The following is a 23,723-nucleotide window of genomic DNA, read 5'->3' as shown; positions in this document are numbered from 1 at the left end:
TATGTTTAAACACATCTTGCTTTCACTAAATGGGTACAAAATATCCTATTTACGAAATGATGTCATTTCAGGCGTTGGTGTTGCTGCACTGACGATTCCAGTTGCAATGGGATATGCACAAGTAGCAGGACTTCCACCCATTTATGGATTATATGCGTCATTTTTACCGGTTATTGCCTATGTTATATTTGCCAGTTCACCGCAGCTTATTTTCGGAATTGATGCAACGGCAAGTGCTATCACAGGATCCATCATTTTAGGAACGGCTGGACTTGCTGCCGGATCTAAAGAAGCTATCGCGCTCGCCCCAATTCTCGCATTCTTTTGTGCAATATTTTTAGTTCTTTTCTCCGTATTAAAATTAGGACGTTTCGCAAAATACATATCAGCCCCAGTTCTTAGCGGATTCATTTCCGGACTTAGTGTCTCCATCATTATGGGGCAAATTCCTAAGATAATGGGCCTAAAAGAAAGCGGAGATAGTTTCTTCTCTAGTCTAGGCATTATTTTCGGACAGTTTTTCCAGTCCAATTGGATTTCATTTGCCATGGGCGTAGTTACAGTCATTATTGTTATCACTTGTAAAAAAGTTATACCAAAAATCCCTATGTCGCTTGTTGTTTTAATACTTGGGACAATGGCTGCTTATTTCTTTAGATTAGATCAATATAATGTCGATATTGTTGGTAAAATCCCAGTTGGTTTCCCTTCGCTAGCACTTCCAGATTTTGGTGCAAGCTCGTGGGCACTGGCGATTGGCGGCGGTCTAGTCTGTGCCATCGCAACGTTTGCCGGTTCGCTTTTGCCAAGTGAAAGTTTTGCTATGAGAAACAAATATACGATTGATGATAATCGTGAGTTATTTGCTTACGGGATTTCTAATTTCGTCGCTGCGTTTTCTGGTTGTTCCCCAGCAAGTGCCAGCGTATCAAGAACTGCTGCTAACGAACAATTTCGTGGTAAAACACAAATGGTTTCTATCGTTGCTGCGACCATTATTGCACTAATCGTTGCCTTCCTAAGTGGATTGCTTTACTATATGCCACAGCCAGTTCTTTCAGGTATCGTATTTGCTGCCCTTGTAGGTATTATTGATGTAGATGTGTTAAAAGGTTTATTCAAAGTTTCTCGTCGTGAAGCAACTGTTTGGATTGTTGCAGCACTTGGTACCCTTTTAGTTGGCGTTATTTTCGGGGTACTACTTGGGATTTTCCTATCATTCATTAACGTAGTAAGTCGTTCGATGAAATCACCAATTGCCATTCTTGGAGTGATCGAAGGACGTCACGGTTATTTCGATTTAAAACGTAAACCAGAAGCAAAACCAATTCCAAATGTTGTCATTTATCGTTATAGCGCTTCTCTTTTCTTCGGGAATTTCAATAAATTCGCAGATGGCTTAAAAGAAGCTGTCCAAGATGATACAAAACTAGTCATTTTCGAAGCGAGTGCGATTATTAATATTGATACAACCGCAACCGAATCTATGAAAGACTTGCTTAAATGGCTTGATGACAAAGGCATTGAATATTACTTTGCTGACCTAATCGACCATTTGAAAACCAGCTTTAGAAAACATGATCTTGGCTATATTATCGATAACGGCTACACGAAGAAAACCGTGGAAGACGCGCTCGATGCTTATCATGCCGAACATAAATAACAAAACGCTTAGCCGGGCCTAAACTCGACTAAGCGTTTTTCATTTTTACAAAAGCGCAAAAATCCGCGGACTAATTAACCGCACAAACGGTGAAACGATAAAGATTTGCAAAAATAAAGCCACAAAATAATTGCGTAAAATAAGAAAACCTAAGTGACTCCATTCGCCTTGGTTCACAATCAGGCTAAGCGTCGACATAAGTACGCACATAAATGTAACCATCAACAATTGCATCATAATGATCTTTTTAAATTTCGAAGCATCTTCACTAACCAAAAGGGCGTGTAGACGATACACAATTTTTCCGACAACAAAAAAGTCTAATAAAAATCCAATAAAAAGAAACGGGACAAATGCTTTTAAAACAATCAATAAAGAATCTGTACCAATACCATTTTCAAGAAAGATATTATAAGAGCTCATGCATAAAATCATCAAAGAACACATAATAAGTGTAAAAACGACCTTCTCTTTCATATTACTGTACATAATTTCACCTCCAAAGAACTATCGTAGCAAATTTAAAAATTCTTCGTAAGTGACAATTTTGTTACAAAAAAAAGTTTTGCTCGGAAATCCAAGCAAAACGTAGCTTTTTACATTTTTTCTTTATCAAGTTGTGTTCTTATTTCCCGGGCAATATTTTCAATTGTATATAGTGCCGGTAGTTGGGACGTGATATTCGCTTCTTGGTACATTTCCTTATTAATATAATAAGCGATGTTCGCATCAGATAGCCTTGCAATAGTTGATTTCGCACTATTTGTAATCGAAATTACTTTACAATTTTGTGCTTTCAGTTGGTGAATGTAGCGAATGATGTCTTCATTTTCCCCTTCCACCGAAATCGCAATCATGCAAATTTTATCGGATAATTTGCTTGATAAATGGTAAAACGGGTGGTTAAGCGGATCTTCAATATGTAGCGCCAGCGTAAATAATGACGAAAAATAAATCGCGCCATATTCAGCAATTACGCCCGACGAACCAACCCCAGCAAATAAAACCAGTTCGCGGTCACGGAGGATTTCCACTGCGTTTTGAATTTGCGCTTTAAACTCTGGTTGCGCCGTCCGTTTCAGAAAATCAATATAAGTCGTTTCATCCGCCATATCAATTTGCGCCAACTTCTGCTCTTCCAAATAAAGCTGCAACTTCACACGAAACTCCGAAAAACCATTACAACCAAATTTTCGGCAAAAACGTAGAATTGTCGTCGTACTCACATGCGCTTCCGTCGCCAAATCGCGAATCCGCATATAAACAACCTTATCTAAATTCGCCACAATATAATTATAAATATCTAATTCCGTATCATTTAATTCCAAATTTTTATCCAAAAAAAGCATTTCCGCACCTCTTTTCGCTTTATTTTACCATGTAACACCTCGTTACTCAAATGTGACAAGTTCCTACTTAGAAAATCCTTACCTAAAGCTCGTCAAATACTAGCTATTTTTTCATAAAATTCCTATACTATAACTGTGAGAAGAAAAGGTGATACCAAATAAGTAAGCCTTTTCAAAAAAATATCCTTGGAGGTATAAATAATGACTAAAGGTATTAAAATCGCAACTATTGGTGGCGGATCAAGTTATACACCTGAACTAATCGAAGGATTTATTAAACGTCAAGACGAATTACCAGTTCGTGAACTATGGTTAGTCGACGTAGAAGCTGGCCGTGAAAAATTAGAAATCGTTGGTAATTTAGCAAAACGTATGGTAGAAAAAGCTGGCGTTGACATGGAAGTACATTTAACACTAGACCGTGAAGAAGCTTTAAAAGGGGCAGATTTCGTAACAACACAATTACGTGTAGGTTTACTAGATGCACGTGTGAAAGATGAGCGCATTCCGAATTCATATGGCGTTGTTGGTCAAGAAACAAACGGACCAGGCGGCATGTTCAAAGGACTTCGCACAATCCCAGTTATTTTAGATATTTGTAAAGACATGGAACGCCTTTGCCCAGATGCTTGGTTAATCAACTTTGCTAACCCTGCAGGAATGGTAACAGAAGCAGTTCTTCGTTACAGTAACCAAAAGAAAGTTGTCGGCTTATGTAACGGCCCTATCGGCATCGAACGCAATATCGCAGAAACTCTTGGCGTAGACGTTTCTGAAATTTATGTAGAATTCGTTGGTCTAAATCACATGGTATTCGCGAAAACTGTTTATCATAATGGCAAAGACGTAACAAAAGATGTTGTTTTCAAAATGACAGAAGATGAAGCTGGCTCAAGCCTTAAGAACATCAACGCAACTGGTTGGGACAAAACGTTCTTACGTACACTAAACATGATTCCAATCGACTACTTGCGCTACTACTGGCAAACAAAACAACAACTGGAAGACCAAGCTCGCGCATACGCAGAACATGGTACTCGTGCAGAAGTTGTTAAAAAAGTAGAAGCTGAACTTTTTGAGCTTTACAAACAAGAAGAACTTGCTGAAAAACCAAAACAATTAGAACAACGCGGCGGCGCTTACTACAGTGAAGCAGCATGTAACCTAATTAACTCTATCTACAACGACAAACGCGACATTCAAATCGTTAATACTCGTAACAATGGTGCCATCCTTGATATCGACCCTGATTCCGCAGTAGAAACAAACTGTGTCATCACTCGCCAAGGCCCAATTCCACTAGCAAGCGGACGCCTTCCAATCGCTATCAACGGCATCATCCAAGAAATCAAAACTTTCGAGCGCCTAACAGCCGAAGCAGCAGTTACTGGTGATTACGACAAAGCACTCCTTGCAATGACAATCAACCCACTAACTCCAAGCGAATCTGTAGCCCGCGAAATGCTGGACGAACTTTTAGAAGCGCATAAAGAGTATTTACCGAATTTCTTTAAATAAGTAAAAAAGAGCCTGTCAAAGGGCTCTTTTTTTATATCCGCCAATCCGTCATATTATTCTCCAAATAATCAATCCCAAACGCCAAAAGCCCAATCCGATAATCCGTCGTAAACTTACGCGACAACACAATCTCCGGCAAAACCGCATATGGATAAACTTGCTTTAACTCTTCCGTCAGTTCCTCGGTGAAGTCCTTCTGCCCAAAATAAAAATTCGTATAGAGCACAATCGTTTCCGGATCATAAAAACTCATCGTGAGCAGCACCATTTTACGAATGTGCGCTTTAATTTCATCGACCGAAAAATCAAAGTTATCCCAGTCCACTTGAAGCGGCATATGCTTAATCTCCCCTGCCAGCCCATTTTGACCTTTCAAAATCTCTCCGTTCATCAAAAGCCCCGCACCAGGTGGAAAACGCTCCGGATAATAAAGTCCAACGATATTCTCCTCTTTAACCGGCCGATTTTTATACCCTAAAATCGCCGCATTCGTATCCGTCTCAACCAACACCGGCAAATTCACTTCCGCCTCCAAAGTCTCCCGCAATTGCACATTTAAAAGTAGCGGAAAGTCCATCGCACGTAGCTTACCGCCTATTTCAATTCCCGGCACCCCGATTACAACACAAGAAATCTTCGGAAAAGCGCAAACAAGATCTTTCGTATTCCGTTTCAGCGCAGTAATATCCAAATCCTCCCCAGACATATCCTCCACAAACTCCGGCTCACCAAGCAAATTATAGACCGAAAAAGAATAAGTAATTTTCTTCCACTTTTCTTGCAAACTAATAACCAACACCTGCTGAAAATTAGGATTAATTTCATACGAAACAGCTCTTCTTCCGCCAGTCGCAACCGAATTATCTTGTTCTAAAATCTCTTCATTTTCCACTAAATCACGAATCAGCTTATTCACTGTAACTACACTAAGACCAGTCACTTCGGCGATTTCCGCTTTCGTCATCGCACCTTGTTGCCGTAAAATCGACTTGATATTTTTCTTATTCAATTCTTTTAAATCACGAGGAATTGCCATCATCAACCGCTCCATTCGTAAAGTTAATAAACAAACTTTATAAACTATATTCACTATCATTTTAACCACTCAGAACCCATTTGTCAAAACAAAAAAAGAACCTCTCATTACGAGAAGTTCTCTTCACTTTATTATTTAGCTTTACGAATAAATAACGAGCACAGAAGACCAATACAAGCCATAATCAGTCCAAAGACAAAGGCATTTTGAATTCCAGCTGTCAGTGAAGCAACCATTTGCTCCGGTCCTACTCCTTGCGCCGTTTCCATATAAGCTTTTTGTCCAGCTGACATGATCGTAATCGCAACAGCCGTTCCAATCGCGCCGGAAACTTGTTGCAATGTGTTCATAATCGCCGTGCCGTCAGGATATAATTTTGGCGGCAATTGGTTTAATCCGTTTGTTTGTGCCGGCATCATGACCATCGAAATCCCAATCATTAACACCGAATGAAGTACGATGATGGTTAATGCAGATGTTCCAACTTCTATTCTCGTTAAGAAAAATAGTGCCACAACTGCTACGATAAACCCTGGGATAACAAGTGCGCGTGGACCGTATGCATCGAACAAACGCCCAGTAAATGGTGACATTAAACCATTCAGCACCCCACCCGGAAGTAATACTAATCCCGCTGAAAATGCTGCGAGCGCTAAACTATTTTGCAAGTAAAGCGGTAGTAAAATCATCGTTGAAAGAATCATCATAAAGCTGATAAATACTAAAATAAGTCCTAATGTGAACATTGGGTATTTAAATACTTTCAAGTCCATCAAAGGTTTTTCCATTGTTAGTTGGCGCCAAACAAAGAGTCCAAGCGCAAGTCCGCCAACGATAATTGAAACTAATACCGTTGCGCTTCCCCAACCATTTTCTCCCGCACTACTAAAGGCAAATACGACTCCACCAAAACCTAGCGTCGAAAGAATAATCGATAAAATATCAATTTTCGGCTTCGTAACAACCGAAACATTTTGCATAAATTTCATTCCGAATAATAACGCAATAATAAGGAATGGCAAGGAAATCCAGAAAATCCAGTTCCAAGTTAAGTTTTCTAAAATAAGTCCTGAAATCGTCGGACCAACTGCTGGTGCAAACATAATTACCAGCCCGATCATCCCCATTGCTGAGCCACGTTTATGCTCTGGGAAAATCAGTAAAATCGTGTTAAACATTAACGGTAGTAATAGCGCCGTACCTACTGCTTGCACTACACGCCCAATCATTAACATTGCAAACGTTGGCGAAAGCGCCGCAATGAGCGTACCAGCAATCGAAAAACTCACTGCTGTAAAAAATAATCCTCGTGTTGTAAACCATTGTAAAAGTAATCCCGAAATCGGTACTAATATTCCAAGCGTTAGCAAATAACCTGTCGTAAGCCACTGCACTGTCGCTGAACTAATATCAAACACCTGAATCAAATCACTAAGCGCCATGTTAAGAGCAGTTTCACTGAATAGCCCAATGAACCCCGCCATCAAAAATGAGGCAATAATCGGTATCGGCCGAATTTTCTGCCCACCTGTTGCTTCTTGTTGCATATAGTTTCCCCCTTTTCAGACTAAAAATTAAGTAGTCTACGTTTGATATTACGGAGATTTCGCCAATAAGTCAACGTTTCAAGCTCTATTTTTACGAAAAATTTACAAGCTATGCTATACTTCGAAGTAGAAAAGAGGGATTTTTTATGGCCATTTTAGCATTTATTTTAACCTTCATCGTAATGATCGAGCATATTTATATAATGATTTTAGAAATGTTTTTCGCCAATACCAAACTCGCAGCCAAGACATTTGGTGTGGAGAAAGAACTCCTTGCGAATAAGAAAGTACAGACGCTATTTGCGAATCAAGGGCTTTATAATGGCTTTCTTGCGGCAGGGCTTGTGTGGGGATTATTTTTCGCGGGGGCAGAGTTTGCGGAAACTGTGCAGATTTTCTTTTTGAGTTGTGTGGTTGTGGCGGCGCTGTTTGGCGGAGCGACTTCTTCTAAGGGAATTTTGGTGAAACAGGGCTTGCCGGCGGTTTTGGCGTTGGTTGCGGTTTTGTTGGTTTAGAGGAGTGTAGGAAAAGGCTTGGATTTAGGTCCTGGCCTTTTTTATTTTTGGGGTTTAAATTATAAGAGGAAGTTTATGATTTCATAATAAGTAGTTAAAACTCCGATTGCATTAGCTTTTACAGGTGCTTTGTTAGTATTTACATTTCATAATAAGTAGTTAAAACGGACGCTAATTTTGTAAATCCGTTTTTCATTGTTAATTTACATTTCATAATAAGTAGTTAAAACTGATGGCGCTAAAAAAGCATGGGGAGCGGTTCAAGATATTTACATTTCATAATAAGTAGTTAAAACAGGAATTTCCAGAGGAGCATACTCGCACATTGAAAAATTTACATTTCATAATAAGTAGTTAAAACCAAAGTAATCCAAGAGAGACTGGGGCACGCAGACATATTTACATTTCATAATAAGTAGTTAAAACTAGTTACCATACTACCGCCAACTTTAAAAGAATAATTTACATTTCATAATAAGTAGTTAAAACCCAAAAAATGCACAAAATAACCTAGAAGTTAAAACCATTTACATTTCATAATAAGTAGTTAAAACACCGGAAAACAAATTTAGGCTTGATTTCTTTACTTTCATTTACATTTCATAATAAGTAGTTAAAACATGAAGATGATTTCAAACTAGCTACAGATAAAGATAATTTACATTTCATAATAAGTAGTTAAAACTCACTGTCTTTCACTTTAAAAGTTGCTCCAGAAAGATTTACATTTCATAATAAGTAGTTAAAACGCCATCCAAAAACACTCCTTATCCTTAATTTATAATTTACATTTCATAATAAGTAGTTAAAACAGTTTTAAATTTAGAACGACGGAAGACGGCGTTTCCATTTACATTTCATAATAAGTAGTTAAAACAACTTGATGTTGCTAGTTTACCTGATGATCAATTTTATTTACATTTCATAATAAGTAGTTAAAACGTAGAAATTTTCGATACGGATTTCGATACACTAATGTAATTTACATTTCATAATAAGTAGTTAAAACCTTTGGCAGAGGAAGTTGGTCATCATCATTTGACTGTATTTACATTTCATAATAAGTAGTTAAAACGATAATTAAGTAAGTCGCCTGCAGTTTCCGGTCCAATATTTACATTTCATAATAAGTAGTTAAAACTATCACGGAAGTGCAAGAGTCGGAGAGTTCTGTAGATATTTACATTTCATAATAAGTAGTTAAAACTGCGCAGGGTGATGCTAGTCTTGTAGGTGCTAAGTAATTTACATTTCATAATAAGTAGTTAAAACGACAACCCCACTTTAACCAAAAGCAGGCTAAAAGACATTTACATTTCATAATAAGTAGTTAAAACATGAAATCTTAAAAAAGAGAAAGAACAGCAAGAAGCAATTTACATTTCATAATAAGTAGTTAAAACTAATGTCATATAGTATCATATCAATAAAAAGCGTTGATTTACATTTCATAATAAGTAGTTAAAACGGGGCTAACGCGCTTAATTGTTCGCGACTAGCTTATTTACATTTCATAATAAGTAGTTAAAACATACATGCAGTTTATTATTCGTTTTATTCAACCGTATTTACATTTCATAATAAGTAGTTAAAACATGAAACGTCCGAAGCTAGTAGGACATGAATTGGTGAATTTACATTTCATAATAAGTAGTTAAAACGGGGAACCATTTTGCAAAGCTCATTATAAGAATACAATTTACATTTCATAATAAGTAGTTAAAACAAAAAAGAAGGCTGGCGCGCACGTTTTCCAAACAAATTTACATTTCATAATAAGTAGTTAAAACAAGTTAAAAGTGTCTAAAGAAAAAGCCAAAAAAAATTTACATTTCATAATAAGTAGTTAAAACCCGCTCTATTTTCTGCCTACTCCCATCATAACTCAGGGTACTATATTTGTCGACCTCTTAAAAATCGGGTGAAAATCATAACTTATCCCTTCGGATTTTTGCTAAAAACCTTTAAAGACATTCTACCCCAATGATTTCCCTAAATCTGTCGAACCCCACTATATTTTACGCTATTAGAGGTCGACAGACCGAGAACATCAAAAGAAATTAGAAGTCTTTTCATCCGTTAATCCCCAAAATTCTTTTTCTAGCCATCTTTGTTGTCTACTAGAAAAAACAATTACTGAATCTTGATCATCTCGAATATACTTATCTAACTCCATCCTTAACTTAACTAAAAGTGCTGGAGTTATTTCACCTTCAAAAACTGATTTTTGAACATGAGTTAAGTACTTTTTACAAATCTTAAATACATTTCTCCAGACTTTTGCTCCACCATTTTCGATTGAAATATCATAAATTAAAATTACATACATATCTTCACCACCAAATTTTAAATGCTTCGTATTCTTTATCATTCATCAAATGCTTTACTAATTTATAACATTCTAAGCGAATTAAATGCCGATAAGATACATTTCTTCCTAAATCCCGGTGTTTAATTGTTTCCTTCATCCGTAAATCATACGCTTGTAATACCTTTTGTCGAGCTGCTTTTTTCATATAGCAAAAGTTAGCCTCTTTTTCAAAGTCATCTTCGGTAATAATATTTTTGTTTAACAAACTAAAAATAATCCGATCAGCAATTAGTGGTTTGAAAATCTCTGTTATAGAGAGCTCACCTCATAAAAACCCCTACATCACTCGAATAACCACATTTAAACTCAATAACACTCTCATAACGGTTTATTTCACGTACAACGCTCTCACCTTTTTTGTAAAGATAGTCAGGAACACTCACCATAAATTCAGCTAAATTGGTTCTTGCAATCATTTTCTCTTTTGTTGATATTTCCTTAGAGGTTTTACGAAGAGTAACAAAATAAGAATTGATTTCTTCCACATTATCTTGCCAAACTTCTTCTGGAATAACAGAAACCGAATTAATGTTTCTAAATCTCATACGAACTTCCGCTTTATCCAATTCATAACTATCAAAAGCTTTCACGTAGTTTATCGTTCCTATCAAATCGTTATAAAACTCACTCCCACGTAAAGCCTCTGCTGAATAAACTTGCTCCACCAGCTCCATTTTCTTCTCTTCTGTCAAAACTCCAGCGTGTTCATTCAAAATCGCCTTAGAATTTTCAAATATTAACTTATCAATAAAAATTCCTACACCTGAACAAACTTTTGCCCCACCATCAAAAACATAGACATTCGTATCCACATCCAGTGCCCGGTTTCGATAGCATCTGCCCATCCGCTGAAACAGCCCATTCACATCCGACAACTCCGTGAACAGTAAATCAAAATCAATATCCAAAGAAGCCTCCACGACTTGCGTTGCCACCCAAATACATTTTTTCGTACTGTCTTTTTGCCCATCTTTAAAAATTGCTTTTTCTTTAGCTGAACGGTCTCTTTTAATAAATTGGCTGTGAATGAGATGAATTTCTTCACCTTGAAAATGATCTTTTAACTCCGAATAGATTTTTTTCGCTTTACTAATAGTGTTACAAATAACTAAAATTCGATTATTGTTAAAAAATGGTTTAATAAATTCGCTTTCAATCTCTGTATGAACCATCTCCATGCTGTGGCGAATTCGCGACGATACAAATTTCTCTTCTGGTTGGACAAAATCCACTCCATTTTCTAAAAGTAAATCTGTCACTATTCCCGGTAAAGTCGCCGTCATAATGCAGAACTTCCCACCAAATTTATCAATATAAGATAACCCTAAAATCAAATAAGCCAGTAAGTCGGGTGAGTACATCTGGATTTCATCAATAATCACTTTGGAATAAGATAAAGTGGCTAATTTATGCTCAAAACCTGCATAACGAAAGACAAAATCAAACAATTGATCGAGCGTGCAAATAGTTATAGGTAAAGACATTTGCCTCGTCCTCGTATAATATTCATCAATATCCATCTCCGCATTTCCTTCATGCAGCAAATACTGACTATATGTTTCCGAATGAAGTAAACCCACTCGCTCGGCTTGATTGGTCGTAACAATATTTTTTGTGATTCGCTCATAAATTGCATTGATTGCTGCCCGCAATGGTAGCGTGAAAAAACCTTTATTATTCCCAAGCCAAAGCAGCCCTGCCTCCGTTTTCCCCATGCCAGTTTCAGCAATAACGACAATATTTTCATTTTGGTGCTGCATCATATATTTTTGCAAAGCATTCCAATCAGCTTCTGGATTTTCTGCTTTAAAATGAGCTAGTTGCACATCCATCGAATCTATCAAAAAGTCATTCTCAAGTTCTACATCAATTCCCCCACTCGCTGCAAAGTCAATCCGATTGAGTAAGCCTTTTAGTAGAACGTATTTTTTGAATGTTTCTGTGTCCGCTACGGAGTTACCTTCGAAAATTCGGGATCCTGGGTAGAAGTACAACATTTCTACCTCACTACTATATTCCGCATTTTCTCCTAGCTGACTGTAATTAAAACCCTCCCACTGCTCTTCTAATCTAATAATTTCATTTTTCCACTCTGAATCAGAAAAATCATATTTCCTTTCATGATGTCGCGCAACCGCTTGATAAACAACTTTAATTTCATCCTCCGAGTATCCCATTTCTTCAAGTTTACTATCTGGAACAAATGCAACAGACAAATAACCATGCGGAATTTCTTTACCTTTACCAGAAGCATTACCTAATTTCGTTTGGAACAATAGATTCATTTTCCCTAAATCATGTAGTAAACAAACTAATTCTAGTAAATACCAATCTATTTCCACAGCTGGGTATAGTTTTTTTAGTCTTTGATAGTTTTTTAATAAATTATCCGTATGTTCTTGAATTGTTTCTTCTGGATTAGATTTCGCTAAATATTTATGCATCTTGAGCCGCCCTTTATACAAAATCCCCTTGAACACTATACATTCAAGGGGTAATTGTTTGTTATTATTACTCCTCTTCTTCAATAAAGACTAAGTAATCATCTTCATCAAAAAAGAAAACATCTTTCTTAGAGACAAAAATTCTACTTGAGTAAATAACATCTTTCTTTCGCCACTTACGGAAAAACTTAGGTGCTTTTTCTGTTCCGTGGTTAACTCATTCATATTTTTCTGTTAGCAAATACCTTGTGCCTAGCAGTTTATCACGACCAACTGAGCTTTCATGTGATTTGAAATGAATAGAATTATTTTCAGTGAGCGAGATTGGCACATAGGCATTGTAACCATCTGATATTTCTGTGCTTTTCGAGGGCTGCCGTTTCTCAACATCGACAATATCTACCTTTTGAATAGTCGCAATATCCTCTCGGCGACCAAGTGATGGAAACTCGATAGGCTCGCTAAAAGCTTTTTCGATGATTGGTACAAGTGATGAGTCTTCGGGAATGATGTGCAGCAGTAGCTCTAAATCCACAATAAGCTCAACCGTTGATACACCACGACTAACACCATACTTATCTACTTTAATTTGGTGTCGTGATGCATCATAAGTCATCCCATTTTTAAACTCATACCTCGTCGCTAAATCGTTCACCTTCGAAAAGTACTTCCCTTGAATACTAATTTTCATTTCATGATAGCTTGTAAAACCACAAAGCGTATGAACCATCCCAATTACAGTTGAATAAGGTGGCAAAGGATACGTTTCTTTTAATTGAAAACTAGTTGGCTTTTTAAAATTCACCAAATCTTGCCAAAGTTTTACTCTAATTGCTTTCATAATAAGCATCAATCTTTCCTTTAATATCGTTAAAGAATGCCGGCACAGATTCTGCTTTTAGCTCGGCTTTCACTTCATCAGAATTAGCAAATTGCCCGTCAATAATACCCACTCTCGTATTTTCTTTAATATCTTCATACGTAAGTAAATCTTTAATATTTTTAATAACAATATTGTTATCTGCTACATCTACAATATTTTGGAAAACAGGATTTTTCACGTCATAAACTCCGCCAATGACGAAAAGTGGTTTTAAATCTTCTCGGCGCCCGCGAATGTCACGGTACAAGAATGCTACTGTATCCATCAATTTTTTCACACGACGAGCTTTTTCTTTATTATCAAGCGCAATTTCACCGTCAATACCAATTTGATCTAAATCAATCGTAATCGTATAACGATAATAAGATTTATGAATTTCAGCTTGTGCGATATTCATGTTTTCATTTAATTTATCAGCTTGACCTTTATTCGTTAGGAAATCCAAATCACCTTTAAATGTTTCAAGCGAAATGGCATTAGATAAACGGACTTTTGCAGAACGTTTTTGTCCACCGCTTCCTTTTTCTGTTTTAAGGTAACCAAAGAAATCAAGTTCTGGGAAATCTGTAATAGTCGCCTCACTTAGGAATTGAATAACTTTCTTATCGCCGCCACCTTCCGCCTTTACAGGAGCTTCTTTCTCTCCAATTTGATCCATTAAGTTGTAGCGAATTGCTTGGCGAGAAATATATGTATATTGGTCACCGTTATTTCTAGAAATCTTTTTAAGTGAAGAAATATTACCAAGAGACTCCCCGTAGTTGGCACTTTCTGCTTGGAAAATAATTGTCATTGCTAGTCCTTTATTTTTCATCTGTGTTTCCCCCGTTTTCTTTTTTAGTTTTCTCTCCACCTACTCCAAGCATAAATGCATAACCTACTGATTTAAAAGCTTCATTATTCGAAAACATTTTTATGAATACATCTGGAATGGGCATAGATAAATAGGAATAACTATTCAATAAAGTATCCATAAATCCATCTTTATCATTGACCTTTAACGAATTTAATAATTTGTATGTTATTCCCGAAATTTTATTTTCTGACTTCTTCTTAACATAACCTTCCTTAAATTCCTTTCCACAATTTTGAACGAACCATAATTGATTTTGAGAAATATTTGTCATCACTTCCATCTCCTTCAAAAATTTTGTATTTATATCTAAAATCCCTGAAACATGTCCCATATTGTAATACAAACCATTTACACTAGTTTGTTTATAGTAGATTAATTTATGAATAAGCGTAAATAAATTTTCATTGTTCATTAAATGCTGAATAACTTCTTTGTACAAATTAACATTCAAATTACCTTCTTTATAACCACAGCGAATTAAACTTTTCAATATTCCCTTTGAATCATTTACAATATGCAACATTTTTTTAGAAAGTAAATTAAAACGATAGTGCTCATTTTCGTATCTAACTAACTGAATGTCTGCAAGTTCATAGCGACGATTATTTTCATGCTCCATCGTAATAGACTCTACAAGTGCTCGGTAAGTATTAGTTGAATTAATTCCATCTTGGTTAAAGCGCAGGATAGAATTCCGCATACGTTCATTAACACGGTGTAATTCTTCTACTCCATATGAATCGTTGACAAACATACCTTCTCCGTACACATACGTAAATCCAGCTGGAACACATGAATAAATCAAACGACAAATCGGGCAAGTCGCAACATCATTGTTAAAATCCCATACGTGCGAAGTTTTCTTCTCTATATCAAAACCAATATCATTCATAAAACTAAGCCCTGTTTTCAGATTTTTGATAGGCAGATTACAATTGAAACAATTATATTTTGCTTTAGATAAATCTGAATCCACATAATCTAATACCGGATCCAAAAAACTAGTCTTGTAATCTAAATAAGGATCAGCAAATTTTGTTTTTGTATACAGAAAAGACGTACCCGTCCATCCTTTATTGATAACGGAATAAATCAGATTCTTTGCCCCAAGGTACTTAAGGCCCTTTTCACCTAAACAAAAATCGATAATAAAGTCTAGCTGAATATAATTTCGCTTCACTTTTTCAACTATATCAACTTTCACATCTTCCCATTGTTGCTTTTTAGTTAGATTAATTGCATTTAAATTTTCTAACCATTTAGTAACATTAGCTTTTGCATCAATTAACGAAAATACCTTAATATAGTTAGACTTCTTTAAATAAAATTTAACAACATCTTTCATATACTTATTCAAATCATTTAATGCTTTTTCATCAAAAGAAGCAAAGTCTTCCGCTCTAAATCGTTCCATTGTATCTTTATAAGAAACAATTTTAAACCAAGCCAATGTTTCTTTGTACTCTTGAATGAAAAAATTAAAATATTTATCTTCAAATCCTACTAGTAAATCAGCTTTAAAATAAATCGATTGCCCGTTAATTCTTACATTTTCTTTACCAACAATATTTAGAAATCCTACTAAACCTGCGTTTATCAGCCAATCATCTGCCCTTAATTCAATTTCTGTTTGCATTCTTCCACCTCCAGTCTAAAGCTGCTCTATCATACCAAACCCTGATCCCGTCATCGTCCCAAGCCCATTCTCCACCAAATACTTCTGCAAATAAGCCTCAGCCTCCAATTCAAAAATCCCAACTGAGCTTTCAATATGTATCTCGTGGCAATAAACGACTACTTTCTTCATCGAAATTGGTGTTATTTTCAATTTCTCCAAATCATAACGAGCTTGCTCACCAAATGCATCTATTAAATAAGGCAACATGTTTCTTTTCAAAGTTGGCTCAAATTCCTCATCCTCAAAACTGTAAAACCAATTCTTGAATGTTTCTCTATTATGATCTCTACTAACCACAGGTGAAAGCGTTCTCAAAACTGTTCGTTTGCCGATAATTTTTTTCTCCGGGACTATTTGAATGTTTTTTACCGTAATATGATTCCCAGCTCCAAATAAAACTTTGCTACCTCTCAAACTCATCAATGCATTATAAAAAATGATTCCCGTTTCCGCATCTCCCGTTGAAAAATTAATAATACAATTTGCTTCATTTAACTGAATTTCTGCACCTTTATTTTGAGGTTTGGGAAGGTACACTGAAAATGTATATTGCTTATGCTTATTCCCGCCAAATAAATTCTCATATCTCTCTGGACTCGATTTCATAATTCCTGCTTTGAATAGACTAACAACTTTACTTTGGAAATCTTTTGGGATTATTTTAGAATCAAAATCACAATTTATCTTTAATCTCATTGTGTCTCCACCTCCATTCCATGAATTAAATCTAACATAAAAAAACGTCCAAATCAATTGCAAACAAAGGATTTTCGATAGTTCGTGTTATTTTGAACATTCAACAATGTATTTCTTTATTTTTTTCACTTTTCTTCCCGGAATAAAATTTTCACATTTTATTATTTTTATCAAAATTAGACTTGTAAACGCTTTCCATCCATGCTAAAATCGTCCTATAAACAAATATCCTTATTCAGGAATGTTACCAACTTGGGCATAACCTAGATAAATGGAGAATTGGCTTTTTGGGCTAGTTTTCGATTTATCTGGGTTTTTATTTTGCTAAAAACTTACAAAAAAGGAGAACAAGATGAAGAAAAATATTTTTAAATTGTTGATGGCGTTATGCGCAGTACTATTAATTGCAGGTTGCGGTAACAGTACATCTGCAGACAAAAAAGAGACAAAAGAAACTAAAGAAGATGGCACTGTGACATTTTATGTAGTACGTCATGGTAAAACAATGCTAAACACAACTGACCGTGTACAAGGTTGGTCTGATGCGGTTCTTACTCCCGCTGGTGAAGAAGTTGTTAAAAGCGCTGGTAAAGGCTTAAAAGACGTTGATTTCTCTGCAGCTTACAGCAGTGACAGTGGTCGTGCTATCCAAACTGCAAACTTAATTTTGAAAGAAAGCGATAAATCTGCTGATAAAGAAGTACAAACTGATCAACGTTTCCGTGAATTCAATTTTGGTTCTTATGAAGGCGATTTAAATGAAAATATGTGGACTGATATTGCGAAAAGCCAAGGAAAAACTTTAGAAGAATGGCAAAAAGCTGGTATTTCTCCAAAAGGTTTTGCTGATAGCGTAGCAGCTCTTGATAAAACTCGTGTGAAAGAAGGCGAAAACTGGCCTGCTGAAGACTATGCAACTATCCAAGCTCGTCTAAAAGAAGGTTTAACAGATGTTGCTAAAAAAGAAAGCAAAAATGGCGATAGCAACGTATTACTAGTTTCTCACGGACTAAGTATTGGCGCACTTCTTGATACTATCGAACCAGGATACAAACTTCCTGCTGAAGGTATCAAAAATGCAAGTGTAACAAAAATCACTTACAAAGATGGTAAATTCACTATCGGTGACGTAAATGACTTAAGCTATGTAGAAAAAGGTTCTAAATAAATAACTAGACTAAAAGCCCAAAATAGTTTATTTTGGGCTTTTGTTTTACTAAATATAGACTTGTTTTTCTTCCTTACAATTACTATACTTAGAGAAAAAGGAAGCACGGAGGATATCTAGTTGAAGAAACTTACTTATATTATCATTACTGGCTTGGTGCTCGTTTTCATCGTTGGCGCTTTTTGGATTACTAATTCCACTAACAAAACGGAACAAAAAGCTACTCCAACCGAAACCCCTAAAAAAGCAAAACCAGCTAATGTTAAAACCATTTCATCGCAAGCTAAGAAAACCTTGAATTCCCTAGCAAGTTCTGGAGCTGACAAAGCTTCTATTTCCGATTTAAATCAATTAATTAAAGAACTAAAATCCTATCAAGTTGAAAAAAATGATTCTGGCACCTATCTCCAAAATCTCACAGCCTGTTTAGAAGCTGTAAAATCATATACGACTGGCAAAGCAGATGAAAAAGCGCTTGGAAAAGTGTATCCAGACTTTCTCGCAAGCGAACAGAAATTATCTGCTATCGAAAAAACGTCTCAATATGATTGGTTTTACGCCGCTGCTGCAACCAATCAACAAGGATTAAAAGAAAAAGGTGTTGTCACTTTGACAATGGTTGGTGATAATTCATTCGGAACCTATCCAGAAACACCCGAACACCTCAAATTCGATAATGTATTCAAAAAAAATAACGGCAATAATACTTATGTTTTCAAAAATTGTCTTCCTTGGTTTAAATCCGATGACTACACTGTCATCAACGCCGAAAGTGCTTTTACCAATGCAACAAAAGCTGAAAATAAAATGTGGCGCATCAAAAGCGATCCTGCACACGTGGCCTTTTTACCAGCAAGTGGTGTAGACGCGGCCAATTTAGCCAATAACCATACAATGGATTACTTCCAAGTTGGTTACGACGAGACATTGAAAGCATTTAAAGATAATAATATTCCTGTCTTCAATGCCGATGCCCCACTTGAAACAACGATTAAAGGTATGAAAACGGTTCTACTTGGCTACGATTGCCGTATGAGTCAGCAATCCCCTGCTTATCTTGAAAGAATTGTAAAAGACGTGAAGAAATACAAAAAAGAAGATACACTTGTTATCGTTAATATGCACTGGGGTGTCGAATATCGCGAAACACCAACGGATTATCAAACCCAATTTGGTCATGCGATTTTAGATGCTGGTGCTGACATAATTATGGGCTCTCACCCTCACCGTCTAGAGAGCGTGGAAAAATATAAAGATAAATACATCGTTTATAGCATGGGCGACTTTGCTTTTGGAGCTGATCCTACGCTACTTTCCAGGATGACGTCGATGTTCCAACTTCGCTTTACGCAGGAAGATAATAAAATCGTTCTAAAAGATATTTCTATCGTTCCAACTTATGAAAATTCAGATGGTAGTACGACAGAAAACAATTATCAACCACTCCCTGTGTTTGGTGATGATGCTAAAAAAATTGTTGATGAACTTAACCGTATTAGTAAACCTATCGAAGGCGGAGTAACAGAATACACTTACTTCGATCCATTTTGATAATAAAAAGCGTAGATATCTTCTAACAAAGATATCTACGCTTTTTTTATCTAGCTATTAAAGTGTCGCAAATTGCATGAGCCATAATATAAGAAGAAACACTACCAAGAACTAGCTTTTCTACACGGTTCATCCCCGTCGCTCCGCAAATAATTAAATCTGCCTGGAACTCTGCTGGAATGTCTGTAGAAAGTAAGATTTTCGGATTACCTTTAGCAACAAAAGTTTCTACTTGTTTCACTCCTGCCGTTCTAGCTTTTTCTGCGTATTCATTAACGCTCGTTTTTAATTCTAGTTCGGCTTTTTCTTCTAAGCTGCCATCATAAGAAACATTCGGGGAAAAGGCACGTAAATCGACAATACTAGCAATTCCAAGCACGCCGTCTAGTTTGAGTGCTAATTCCAGTCCTTTTTCAAAGGCTAATTTTGCTGGTTCAGAACCATCCACTGCTACAAGAATGCGATGATATTTTTCCATCATATAAAACCTCCTACAACTTTTCTTATAGTATTCCATACCCTATAAAAATGATTTTAGGCCTGCCATTCATTCTTTTTGCTAATGAATTCACAATAATTTAAGATTTACTTTTTCTGATAATTAGCAGCGCCGCTAAACTCAGCATTACTCCTGCGATTGGCAATCCGTTCTTATTAGTATCACCAGTTTGTGGCAATGCTTTTGTTTTCGCCTGATTTGCTTTTTCTGCTTTTTCTGCTTTATCTGCTTTTTCTACTTTGTTTTCTTTCGTTGTTAAAGAAGTTTTATTTGCTTTTTCTTCTGTTTTTGTATTATTTTCTTTCACTTGGTCTTCTGAATTTTCGCTTTGAGGTTCTGGGATGATTGTTGGGTCGGTTTCTTCTTGAGGTGTGGGTTTTACTTCTGGTGTTGGTGGGATTGGATTAACATGTCCGCCGTCGCTTGCAGTCACTGTTACAATTACGGTTACAGGATCTGCTTGTTGTCCACGGTCATTTGTCGCATGTAAAGTTACGGTGTATTCGCCTGGGGTGTTTAAATCTACTACTTTATCAAAATCACTGGTTAAAACTGCATTTCCAGTTACCGAACTATGGATTTCTTGCAAGAATTCGTCGACTGATTTAGTTGATTCTTTTTTATAAGAAATTTGGGAATCGGCTGTAATAACTGGTTTTTCATGAACGGTTACTTTAACTGTTACAGGAGTTGCTTTTAGTCCTGCAGCGTTTTCCGCATTTAATGTTACGGTATATTCGCCTGGTACATCCAGCTTAACTACTTGATCAAAATCGCTTTGTACAGCTGTTCCATCATCCGTTTCAGCATGAATATCTTTTAAAAATTGTTCTTCTGAAGTTGCATCGTATTGATTATAGTCAAAACTTTCATCAGCTGTTAAATCTAACGTGTGGCTGATATCGAAATATTGATCGTATGTTCCGCTGGAGATTGTATATGAATTCATGCTTGGTGGTGTCGGGTAGCTGCCAGTTGGGAAGTCATAGCGTGCATTATATTCAATTTCGTTAAGGTTATCGAATTCTTCTTTTGTTACACCACTAACAGTAATACCATCGTCGGTAATGGAAAGACGCGAGCTCGGAAGCGCCACATCGTTAAATCCTAAATAAGTATTACTTGCGGAAGTAGATTTCGAAAAAGGAGCAACCGTGCCATCAAAACTCGTTAAAGGCTTCGGCATCATTGAAAATGGTAAATATAACGTTTGATTTGCTTCATTATAATCTAACTTACCAGATTTAAGTGTAATTCTTGGATTCGTGCGTCCTGTATTTTGTCCGAAAGCAGCGAGGGCTTTCAAGTTGCCATTTTTAAAACTTTCAAAGTCATTTAAAGGTCTAAAATCATCAATGCCGTCAAATTGTAAGAAAAGTGTTGTTAAGGCTGGTAAGGAAGCGAGCTCGGAAATATCTGTAATTTTCATGGAGTTTTGCGCGTAAAGATAGGTTAATTTTGGTAACTTATTGAACATTTTAAAGACATTATGCGTTACTTCGCTTCCGCTGATACTAAGACTTTGTAAATTAACAAGTCCATTTAAATCTACGAAAAGACTATCTTTTACATTGTCTCCGCTCACCGTTATGTAGGTCAAAGATGTTTGGTTTTTAATTGGTTCAAGCGTTTTAATGTTTGTATTGTTAAGGGATAGCGTTACCAGATTATCCGCTTCCTCTAAACCTGTCAGATCTGTATAACTAGTTCCTGAAAGAGTTACATTCGTAATAGTAGCTAATTGTTTTTTTGTAATCGGAGCAACACCTGATTGTTTGAGTTGACCATTTAGATATGCTTTTAAGTTATCATCAGGAATATTAACTACATCGGAGGTTTCTTCCGCATGAGCTGCCGTAGAAGGATATATCATTATGAACATGCAAATAGTTACAAGAAATATTTTTAAAACTTTTTTCATTTACATTCTCCTTAGTGGTTGATTTCTTCCAAAGTATAACGTCATAAAATTCAACTCTCAATACGTTTTCGTAATATAATTCACGTTTGATTTGCGTTAAAATTCATATTATTCTGTTTACTTTTGACAAGAATAGCATTAAACCAACAAAGAAAACGCTTTAATTACGAAAAATAAAAAGATTGAAAATTGCATTAACGTAACATTTTGTACACAAATAAGCGTTTTGAAATACTAAAATTAAACTTAACGATATTATTTTATTTAAAAATTTATCATTTTACACTTAAAATTCTAGCAAAAAAAGTGGTACGTTAACCGCTATTCCTCTCCTCTTTTTATGCTATACTGTTGATATTGACAGAAAAAGGGGTATATTTATGAACAATGAGCAAAACATGAATCAACAAATCGCTTTATTTTATTTCGGCTATAAAGCATTTACAGAGACCGCTGATTTGATTATTGCCAAACATTCACTCAAAAGATTGCATCATCGTATTTTATTTTTCACGGCGCGGATGCCTGGACTTACAATTAATGAACTTTTAACTTTTTTAGAAATATCAAAACAAGCCCTACACCAGCCGCTCGCTGAACTGAAAGAGCGCGAACTTCTCACGATCGAGCAAGGTAGACGCGACAAACGCCAACGCTGCATCTTCCTAACTACAGCCGGCAAAGAATTAGAAAACGAACTCGGTGCCGCACAACGTAAGCAAATGGCAGAAATATTCGCGAATTCCTCCGATACTGACGGATTACATTTCACCGAAGTTATGGAAGGATATGCGAAAAACCGACCGGGCGCCGCTTTAATAAAAGATTTTAAGGAGTGATTTATGATGGAACAAATTCTATTTATCCAAACTGGCTTTGGCGTTGATGTTCACGGCCAAAATATTACAAAAGCAGCCGAACGAGCTGTAAGAAATGCAATTTTCACTAACTCTATGCCCGGTATTCAAGGGCTTCTTCCAGACGGCGACTTACAAAATATGGTTGTTAATATCAAATTGGCGCTACCGTGTGATGCGGATAAACTTGATGAGGATGCCATTCGCGCGATTATCCCTTATGGCACTGTAACTATTGAGAAAATTGCTGGCGGAATGATGACTACAAGCGGCATTTTCTTAGAAGACAAAGAAGACAAGAACGATTTAATGTATATCGTCAACGCTTCTGTTGAAACTGGATACTAAAGAAAAAACCATCTGACTTTCTCGTCAGATGGTTTTTGGATTTATTAAATAATCTAAAATAGCCTCAAGCATTTGTTTATTATCTTCTGGAACATCCTTCTCTCGCATCACTTCCACGCTTTGAACATATTTTCCAGATGTGATAAACGCCTCATCAATTTGCAAAATCGTCTCAATTCCCGCTTTTTCCATTTCAAAATGAAACTGTAAACCGATAATATTTTCACCGTACAAAAAAGCTTGGTTCAAACAACCCTCACTAGCAAATAAACGCGTGGCGCCAGCTGGTAACGCAAACGTATCTTGATGCCAGTGAAACACATTTAATGATTCTGGGAAAAATGATAGTTTATCGGAAGTACTTTTGACAGGAAACCAGCCTACTTCTTTTTCTTTATTTACAGTGATTTCGCTTCCGAATGTTGCTGCGATTTGTTGTGCACCTAGGCAGACACCAAAAACAGGTTTATGCTGTTCACTTAATCGCTTGATTAGCTTACGTTCGTCTTTTAACCACGGAAATTCGGCTGTATCATTTATTCCCATGGGTCCTCCAAGTACAATTAAAAAATCCGAGTCATTTGGAACATGAGCATTTTCTTCAAATAGAGAATGTATTTTTAACTGATGCTGGTTTTCTCTCGCCCAATTCGCTATAAGTCCAGGTCCTTCGTGCGGCACATGTTGCAATACATCAATAATCAATTTATCAGCTCCTGTCATTTTTTTCTATTATGACCGAATTCTAAGGTTTGTGCAACTGCAAAAATAGTTAGATAAAATGTGTTTTTACATAGCTTAACGATAAAAATATCATCCTCGC

Annotated in this window: 20 protein-coding genes, 1 pseudogene and 1 CRISPR repeat array; of the genes and pseudogenes, 7 read left to right on the top strand and 14 right to left on the bottom strand. The window is 36.3% G+C overall.

Annotation, left to right across the window (positions count from 1 at the left end; genetic code table 11):
* The first annotated feature begins 1 nt into the window (after window position 1).
* Window positions 2-1,663: a SulP family inorganic anion transporter gene (locus tag AB2Q86_RS02820; protein ID WP_012581879.1), complete on the top strand. Its 1,662-nt coding sequence runs from the start codon at window positions 2-4 to the stop codon at window positions 1,661-1,663.
* 45 nt (window positions 1,664-1,708) lie between these two features.
* On the opposite strand, the gene AB2Q86_RS02815 is transcribed toward AB2Q86_RS02820, so the two are convergent.
* Together AB2Q86_RS02815 and AB2Q86_RS02810 are read right to left on the bottom strand one after the other, a co-directional pair.
* On the bottom strand, window positions 1,709-2,152 hold the full coding sequence (locus AB2Q86_RS02815) for a hypothetical protein (protein ID WP_003730185.1): 444 nt from the start codon (window positions 2,150-2,152) through the stop codon (window positions 1,709-1,711).
* Window positions 2,153-2,259: 107 nt separating this feature from the next.
* Window positions 2,260-3,012 carry a MurR/RpiR family transcriptional regulator gene (locus AB2Q86_RS02810; RefSeq protein WP_003721316.1) on the bottom strand — a complete coding sequence of 251 codons (753 nt, stop codon included), beginning with the start codon at window positions 3,010-3,012 and terminating at the stop codon, window positions 2,260-2,262.
* Window positions 3,013-3,213: 201 nt separating this feature from the next.
* Between AB2Q86_RS02810 and AB2Q86_RS02805 the strand changes: the two genes are divergently transcribed.
* The gene (locus tag AB2Q86_RS02805) at window positions 3,214-4,530 is read left to right on the top strand and encodes a 6-phospho-beta-glucosidase (protein WP_003730183.1); all 1,317 of its coding nucleotides are present in this window, start codon (window positions 3,214-3,216) and stop codon (window positions 4,528-4,530) included.
* Between the two features lie 31 nt (window positions 4,531-4,561).
* On the opposite strand, the gene AB2Q86_RS02800 is transcribed toward AB2Q86_RS02805, so the two are convergent.
* Entirely contained in the window at window positions 4,562-5,566 is a 1,005-nt protein-coding gene (locus AB2Q86_RS02800) for an ROK family transcriptional regulator (protein WP_003740448.1), read from the bottom strand.
* A gap of 131 nt (window positions 5,567-5,697) precedes the next feature.
* A complete protein-coding gene (locus AB2Q86_RS02795) occupies window positions 5,698-7,113 on the bottom strand; it encodes a DHA2 family efflux MFS transporter permease subunit (protein WP_003730181.1) in 1,416 nt (471 codons plus the stop codon).
* 146 nt (window positions 7,114-7,259) lie between these two features.
* Here AB2Q86_RS02795 and AB2Q86_RS02790 point away from each other — a divergent pair, with 146 nt between their 5' ends.
* A complete protein-coding gene (locus AB2Q86_RS02790; protein WP_012581880.1) occupies window positions 7,260-7,628 on the top strand; it encodes a DUF1304 domain-containing protein in 369 nt (122 codons plus the stop codon).
* A 72-nt stretch (window positions 7,629-7,700) separates the two neighbouring features.
* A CRISPR array of direct repeats spans window positions 7,701-9,481; the repeat unit is 29 nt; unit sequence ATTTACATTTCATAATAAGTAGTTAAAAC.
* 197 nt (window positions 9,482-9,678) lie between these two features.
* Here AB2Q86_RS02790 and cas2 read toward each other — a convergent pair.
* The 7 genes and pseudogenes from cas2 to cas6 form a co-directional block, all read right to left on the bottom strand.
* Window positions 9,679-9,957 (bottom strand): CRISPR-associated endonuclease Cas2, encoded by a 279-nt coding sequence (gene cas2 / locus AB2Q86_RS02785; RefSeq protein WP_003721310.1) that lies wholly within the window; start codon window positions 9,955-9,957, stop codon window positions 9,679-9,681.
* 4 nt (window positions 9,958-9,961) lie between these two features.
* Complete coding sequence (gene cas1 / locus AB2Q86_RS02780) at window positions 9,962-10,243, bottom strand: CRISPR-associated endonuclease Cas1 (RefSeq protein WP_077904908.1); 282 nt, start codon at window positions 10,241-10,243, stop codon at window positions 9,962-9,964.
* A 16-nt stretch (window positions 10,244-10,259) separates the two neighbouring features.
* A complete protein-coding gene (locus AB2Q86_RS02775; protein ID WP_012581882.1) occupies window positions 10,260-12,443 on the bottom strand; it encodes a CRISPR-associated helicase/endonuclease Cas3 in 2,184 nt (727 codons plus the stop codon).
* A 67-nt stretch (window positions 12,444-12,510) separates the two neighbouring features.
* Window positions 12,511-13,293 (bottom strand): annotated as a pseudogene (cas5b, locus tag AB2Q86_RS02770) (type I-B CRISPR-associated protein Cas5b).
* Window positions 13,271-14,140 (bottom strand): type I-B CRISPR-associated protein Cas7/Cst2/DevR, encoded by an 870-nt coding sequence (gene cas7i / locus AB2Q86_RS02765; RefSeq protein WP_012581884.1) that lies wholly within the window; start codon window positions 14,138-14,140, stop codon window positions 13,271-13,273. The pseudogene cas5b and the gene cas7i overlap by 23 nt, the downstream one beginning before the upstream one ends.
* Window positions 14,130-15,818 (bottom strand): type I-B CRISPR-associated protein Cas8b1/Cst1, encoded by a 1,689-nt coding sequence (gene cas8a1, locus AB2Q86_RS02760; RefSeq protein ID WP_012581885.1) that lies wholly within the window; start codon window positions 15,816-15,818, stop codon window positions 14,130-14,132. The genes cas7i and cas8a1 overlap by 11 nt, the downstream gene beginning before the upstream one ends.
* A gap of 15 nt (window positions 15,819-15,833) precedes the next feature.
* Window positions 15,834-16,556 carry a CRISPR-associated endoribonuclease Cas6 gene (gene cas6 / locus AB2Q86_RS02755; RefSeq protein WP_012581886.1) on the bottom strand — a complete coding sequence of 241 codons (723 nt, stop codon included), beginning with the start codon at window positions 16,554-16,556 and terminating at the stop codon, window positions 15,834-15,836.
* Between the two features lie 352 nt (window positions 16,557-16,908).
* Between cas6 and AB2Q86_RS02750 the strand changes: the two genes are divergently transcribed.
* On the top strand, window positions 16,909-17,724 hold the full coding sequence (locus AB2Q86_RS02750) for a histidine phosphatase family protein (RefSeq protein WP_012581887.1): 816 nt from the start codon (window positions 16,909-16,911) through the stop codon (window positions 17,722-17,724).
* 120 nt (window positions 17,725-17,844) lie between these two features.
* Window positions 17,845-19,275 (top strand): CapA family protein, encoded by a 1,431-nt coding sequence (locus tag AB2Q86_RS02745; RefSeq protein ID WP_012581888.1) that lies wholly within the window; start codon window positions 17,845-17,847, stop codon window positions 19,273-19,275.
* A gap of 46 nt (window positions 19,276-19,321) precedes the next feature.
* Here AB2Q86_RS02745 and AB2Q86_RS02740 read toward each other — a convergent pair whose 3' ends face one another.
* Window positions 19,322-19,753: a universal stress protein gene (locus tag AB2Q86_RS02740; RefSeq protein ID WP_003721301.1), complete on the bottom strand. Its 432-nt coding sequence runs from the start codon at window positions 19,751-19,753 to the stop codon at window positions 19,322-19,324.
* Between the two features lie 100 nt (window positions 19,754-19,853).
* The gene (locus AB2Q86_RS02735) at window positions 19,854-21,695 is read right to left on the bottom strand and encodes a LapB repeat-containing protein (protein ID WP_012581889.1); all 1,842 of its coding nucleotides are present in this window, start codon (window positions 21,693-21,695) and stop codon (window positions 19,854-19,856) included.
* Between the two features lie 380 nt (window positions 21,696-22,075).
* Here AB2Q86_RS02735 and AB2Q86_RS02730 point away from each other — a divergent pair, with 380 nt between their 5' ends.
* Both AB2Q86_RS02730 and AB2Q86_RS02725 read left to right on the top strand, forming a co-directional pair.
* Window positions 22,076-22,534, top strand: a complete 459-nt coding sequence (locus AB2Q86_RS02730; protein WP_003725724.1) for a helix-turn-helix domain-containing protein — start codon at window positions 22,076-22,078, stop codon at window positions 22,532-22,534.
* A 6-nt stretch (window positions 22,535-22,540) separates the two neighbouring features.
* The gene (locus AB2Q86_RS02725) at window positions 22,541-22,900 is read left to right on the top strand and encodes a Lin0512 family protein (protein ID WP_041176481.1); all 360 of its coding nucleotides are present in this window, start codon (window positions 22,541-22,543) and stop codon (window positions 22,898-22,900) included.
* 24 nt (window positions 22,901-22,924) lie between these two features.
* On the opposite strand, the gene AB2Q86_RS02720 is transcribed toward AB2Q86_RS02725, so the two are convergent.
* Complete coding sequence (locus AB2Q86_RS02720; protein ID WP_012581891.1) at window positions 22,925-23,605, bottom strand: type 1 glutamine amidotransferase; 681 nt, start codon at window positions 23,603-23,605, stop codon at window positions 22,925-22,927.
* Between the last annotated feature and the right edge of the window lie 118 nt (window positions 23,606-23,723).

This window comes from Listeria monocytogenes, assembly GCF_041765605.1.
GTDB lineage: Bacteria > Bacillota > Bacilli > Lactobacillales > Listeriaceae > Listeria > Listeria monocytogenes_D.
Note: the sequence above shows the minus strand (reverse complement) of the source record. Positions and strands in the feature narration are given on the sequence as shown.

What these genes read in the sequence shown, in the direction of transcription:
- AB2Q86_RS02735 (WP_012581889.1), bottom strand. Translation starts at nt 21,695, where the DNA reads ATGAAAAAAGTTTTAAAAATATTTCTTGTAACTATTTGCATGTTCATA.
- cas7i (WP_012581884.1), bottom strand. Translation starts at nt 14,140, where the DNA reads ATGAAAAATAAAGGACTAGCAATGACAATTATTTTCCAAGCAGAAAGT.
- AB2Q86_RS02775 (WP_012581882.1), bottom strand. Translation starts at nt 12,443, where the DNA reads ATGCATAAATATTTAGCGAAATCTAATCCAGAAGAAACAATTCAAGAA.
- AB2Q86_RS02795 (WP_003730181.1), bottom strand. Translation starts at nt 7,113, where the DNA reads ATGCAACAAGAAGCAACAGGTGGGCAGAAAATTCGGCCGATACCGATT.
- AB2Q86_RS02810 (WP_003721316.1), bottom strand. Translation starts at nt 3,012, where the DNA reads ATGCTTTTTTTGGATAAAAATTTGGAATTAAATGATACGGAATTAGAT.
- AB2Q86_RS02725 (WP_041176481.1), top strand. Translation starts at nt 22,541, where the DNA reads ATGGAACAAATTCTATTTATCCAAACTGGCTTTGGCGTTGATGTTCAC.
- AB2Q86_RS02820 (WP_012581879.1), top strand. Translation starts at nt 2, where the DNA reads ATGTTTAAACACATCTTGCTTTCACTAAATGGGTACAAAATATCCTAT.
- AB2Q86_RS02790 (WP_012581880.1), top strand. Translation starts at nt 7,260, where the DNA reads ATGGCCATTTTAGCATTTATTTTAACCTTCATCGTAATGATCGAGCAT.
- AB2Q86_RS02730 (WP_003725724.1), top strand. Translation starts at nt 22,076, where the DNA reads ATGAACAATGAGCAAAACATGAATCAACAAATCGCTTTATTTTATTTC.
- cas2 (WP_003721310.1), bottom strand. Translation starts at nt 9,957, where the DNA reads ATGTATGTAATTTTAATTTATGATATTTCAATCGAAAATGGTGGAGCA.
- AB2Q86_RS02800 (WP_003740448.1), bottom strand. Translation starts at nt 5,566, where the DNA reads ATGGCAATTCCTCGTGATTTAAAAGAATTGAATAAGAAAAATATCAAG.
- cas8a1 (WP_012581885.1), bottom strand. Translation starts at nt 15,818, where the DNA reads ATGCAAACAGAAATTGAATTAAGGGCAGATGATTGGCTGATAAACGCA.
- AB2Q86_RS02815 (WP_003730185.1), bottom strand. Translation starts at nt 2,152, where the DNA reads ATGTACAGTAATATGAAAGAGAAGGTCGTTTTTACACTTATTATGTGT.
- cas6 (WP_012581886.1), bottom strand. Translation starts at nt 16,556, where the DNA reads ATGAGATTAAAGATAAATTGTGATTTTGATTCTAAAATAATCCCAAAA.
- AB2Q86_RS02805 (WP_003730183.1), top strand. Translation starts at nt 3,214, where the DNA reads ATGACTAAAGGTATTAAAATCGCAACTATTGGTGGCGGATCAAGTTAT.
- AB2Q86_RS02750 (WP_012581887.1), top strand. Translation starts at nt 16,909, where the DNA reads ATGAAGAAAAATATTTTTAAATTGTTGATGGCGTTATGCGCAGTACTA.
- AB2Q86_RS02740 (WP_003721301.1), bottom strand. Translation starts at nt 19,753, where the DNA reads ATGGAAAAATATCATCGCATTCTTGTAGCAGTGGATGGTTCTGAACCA.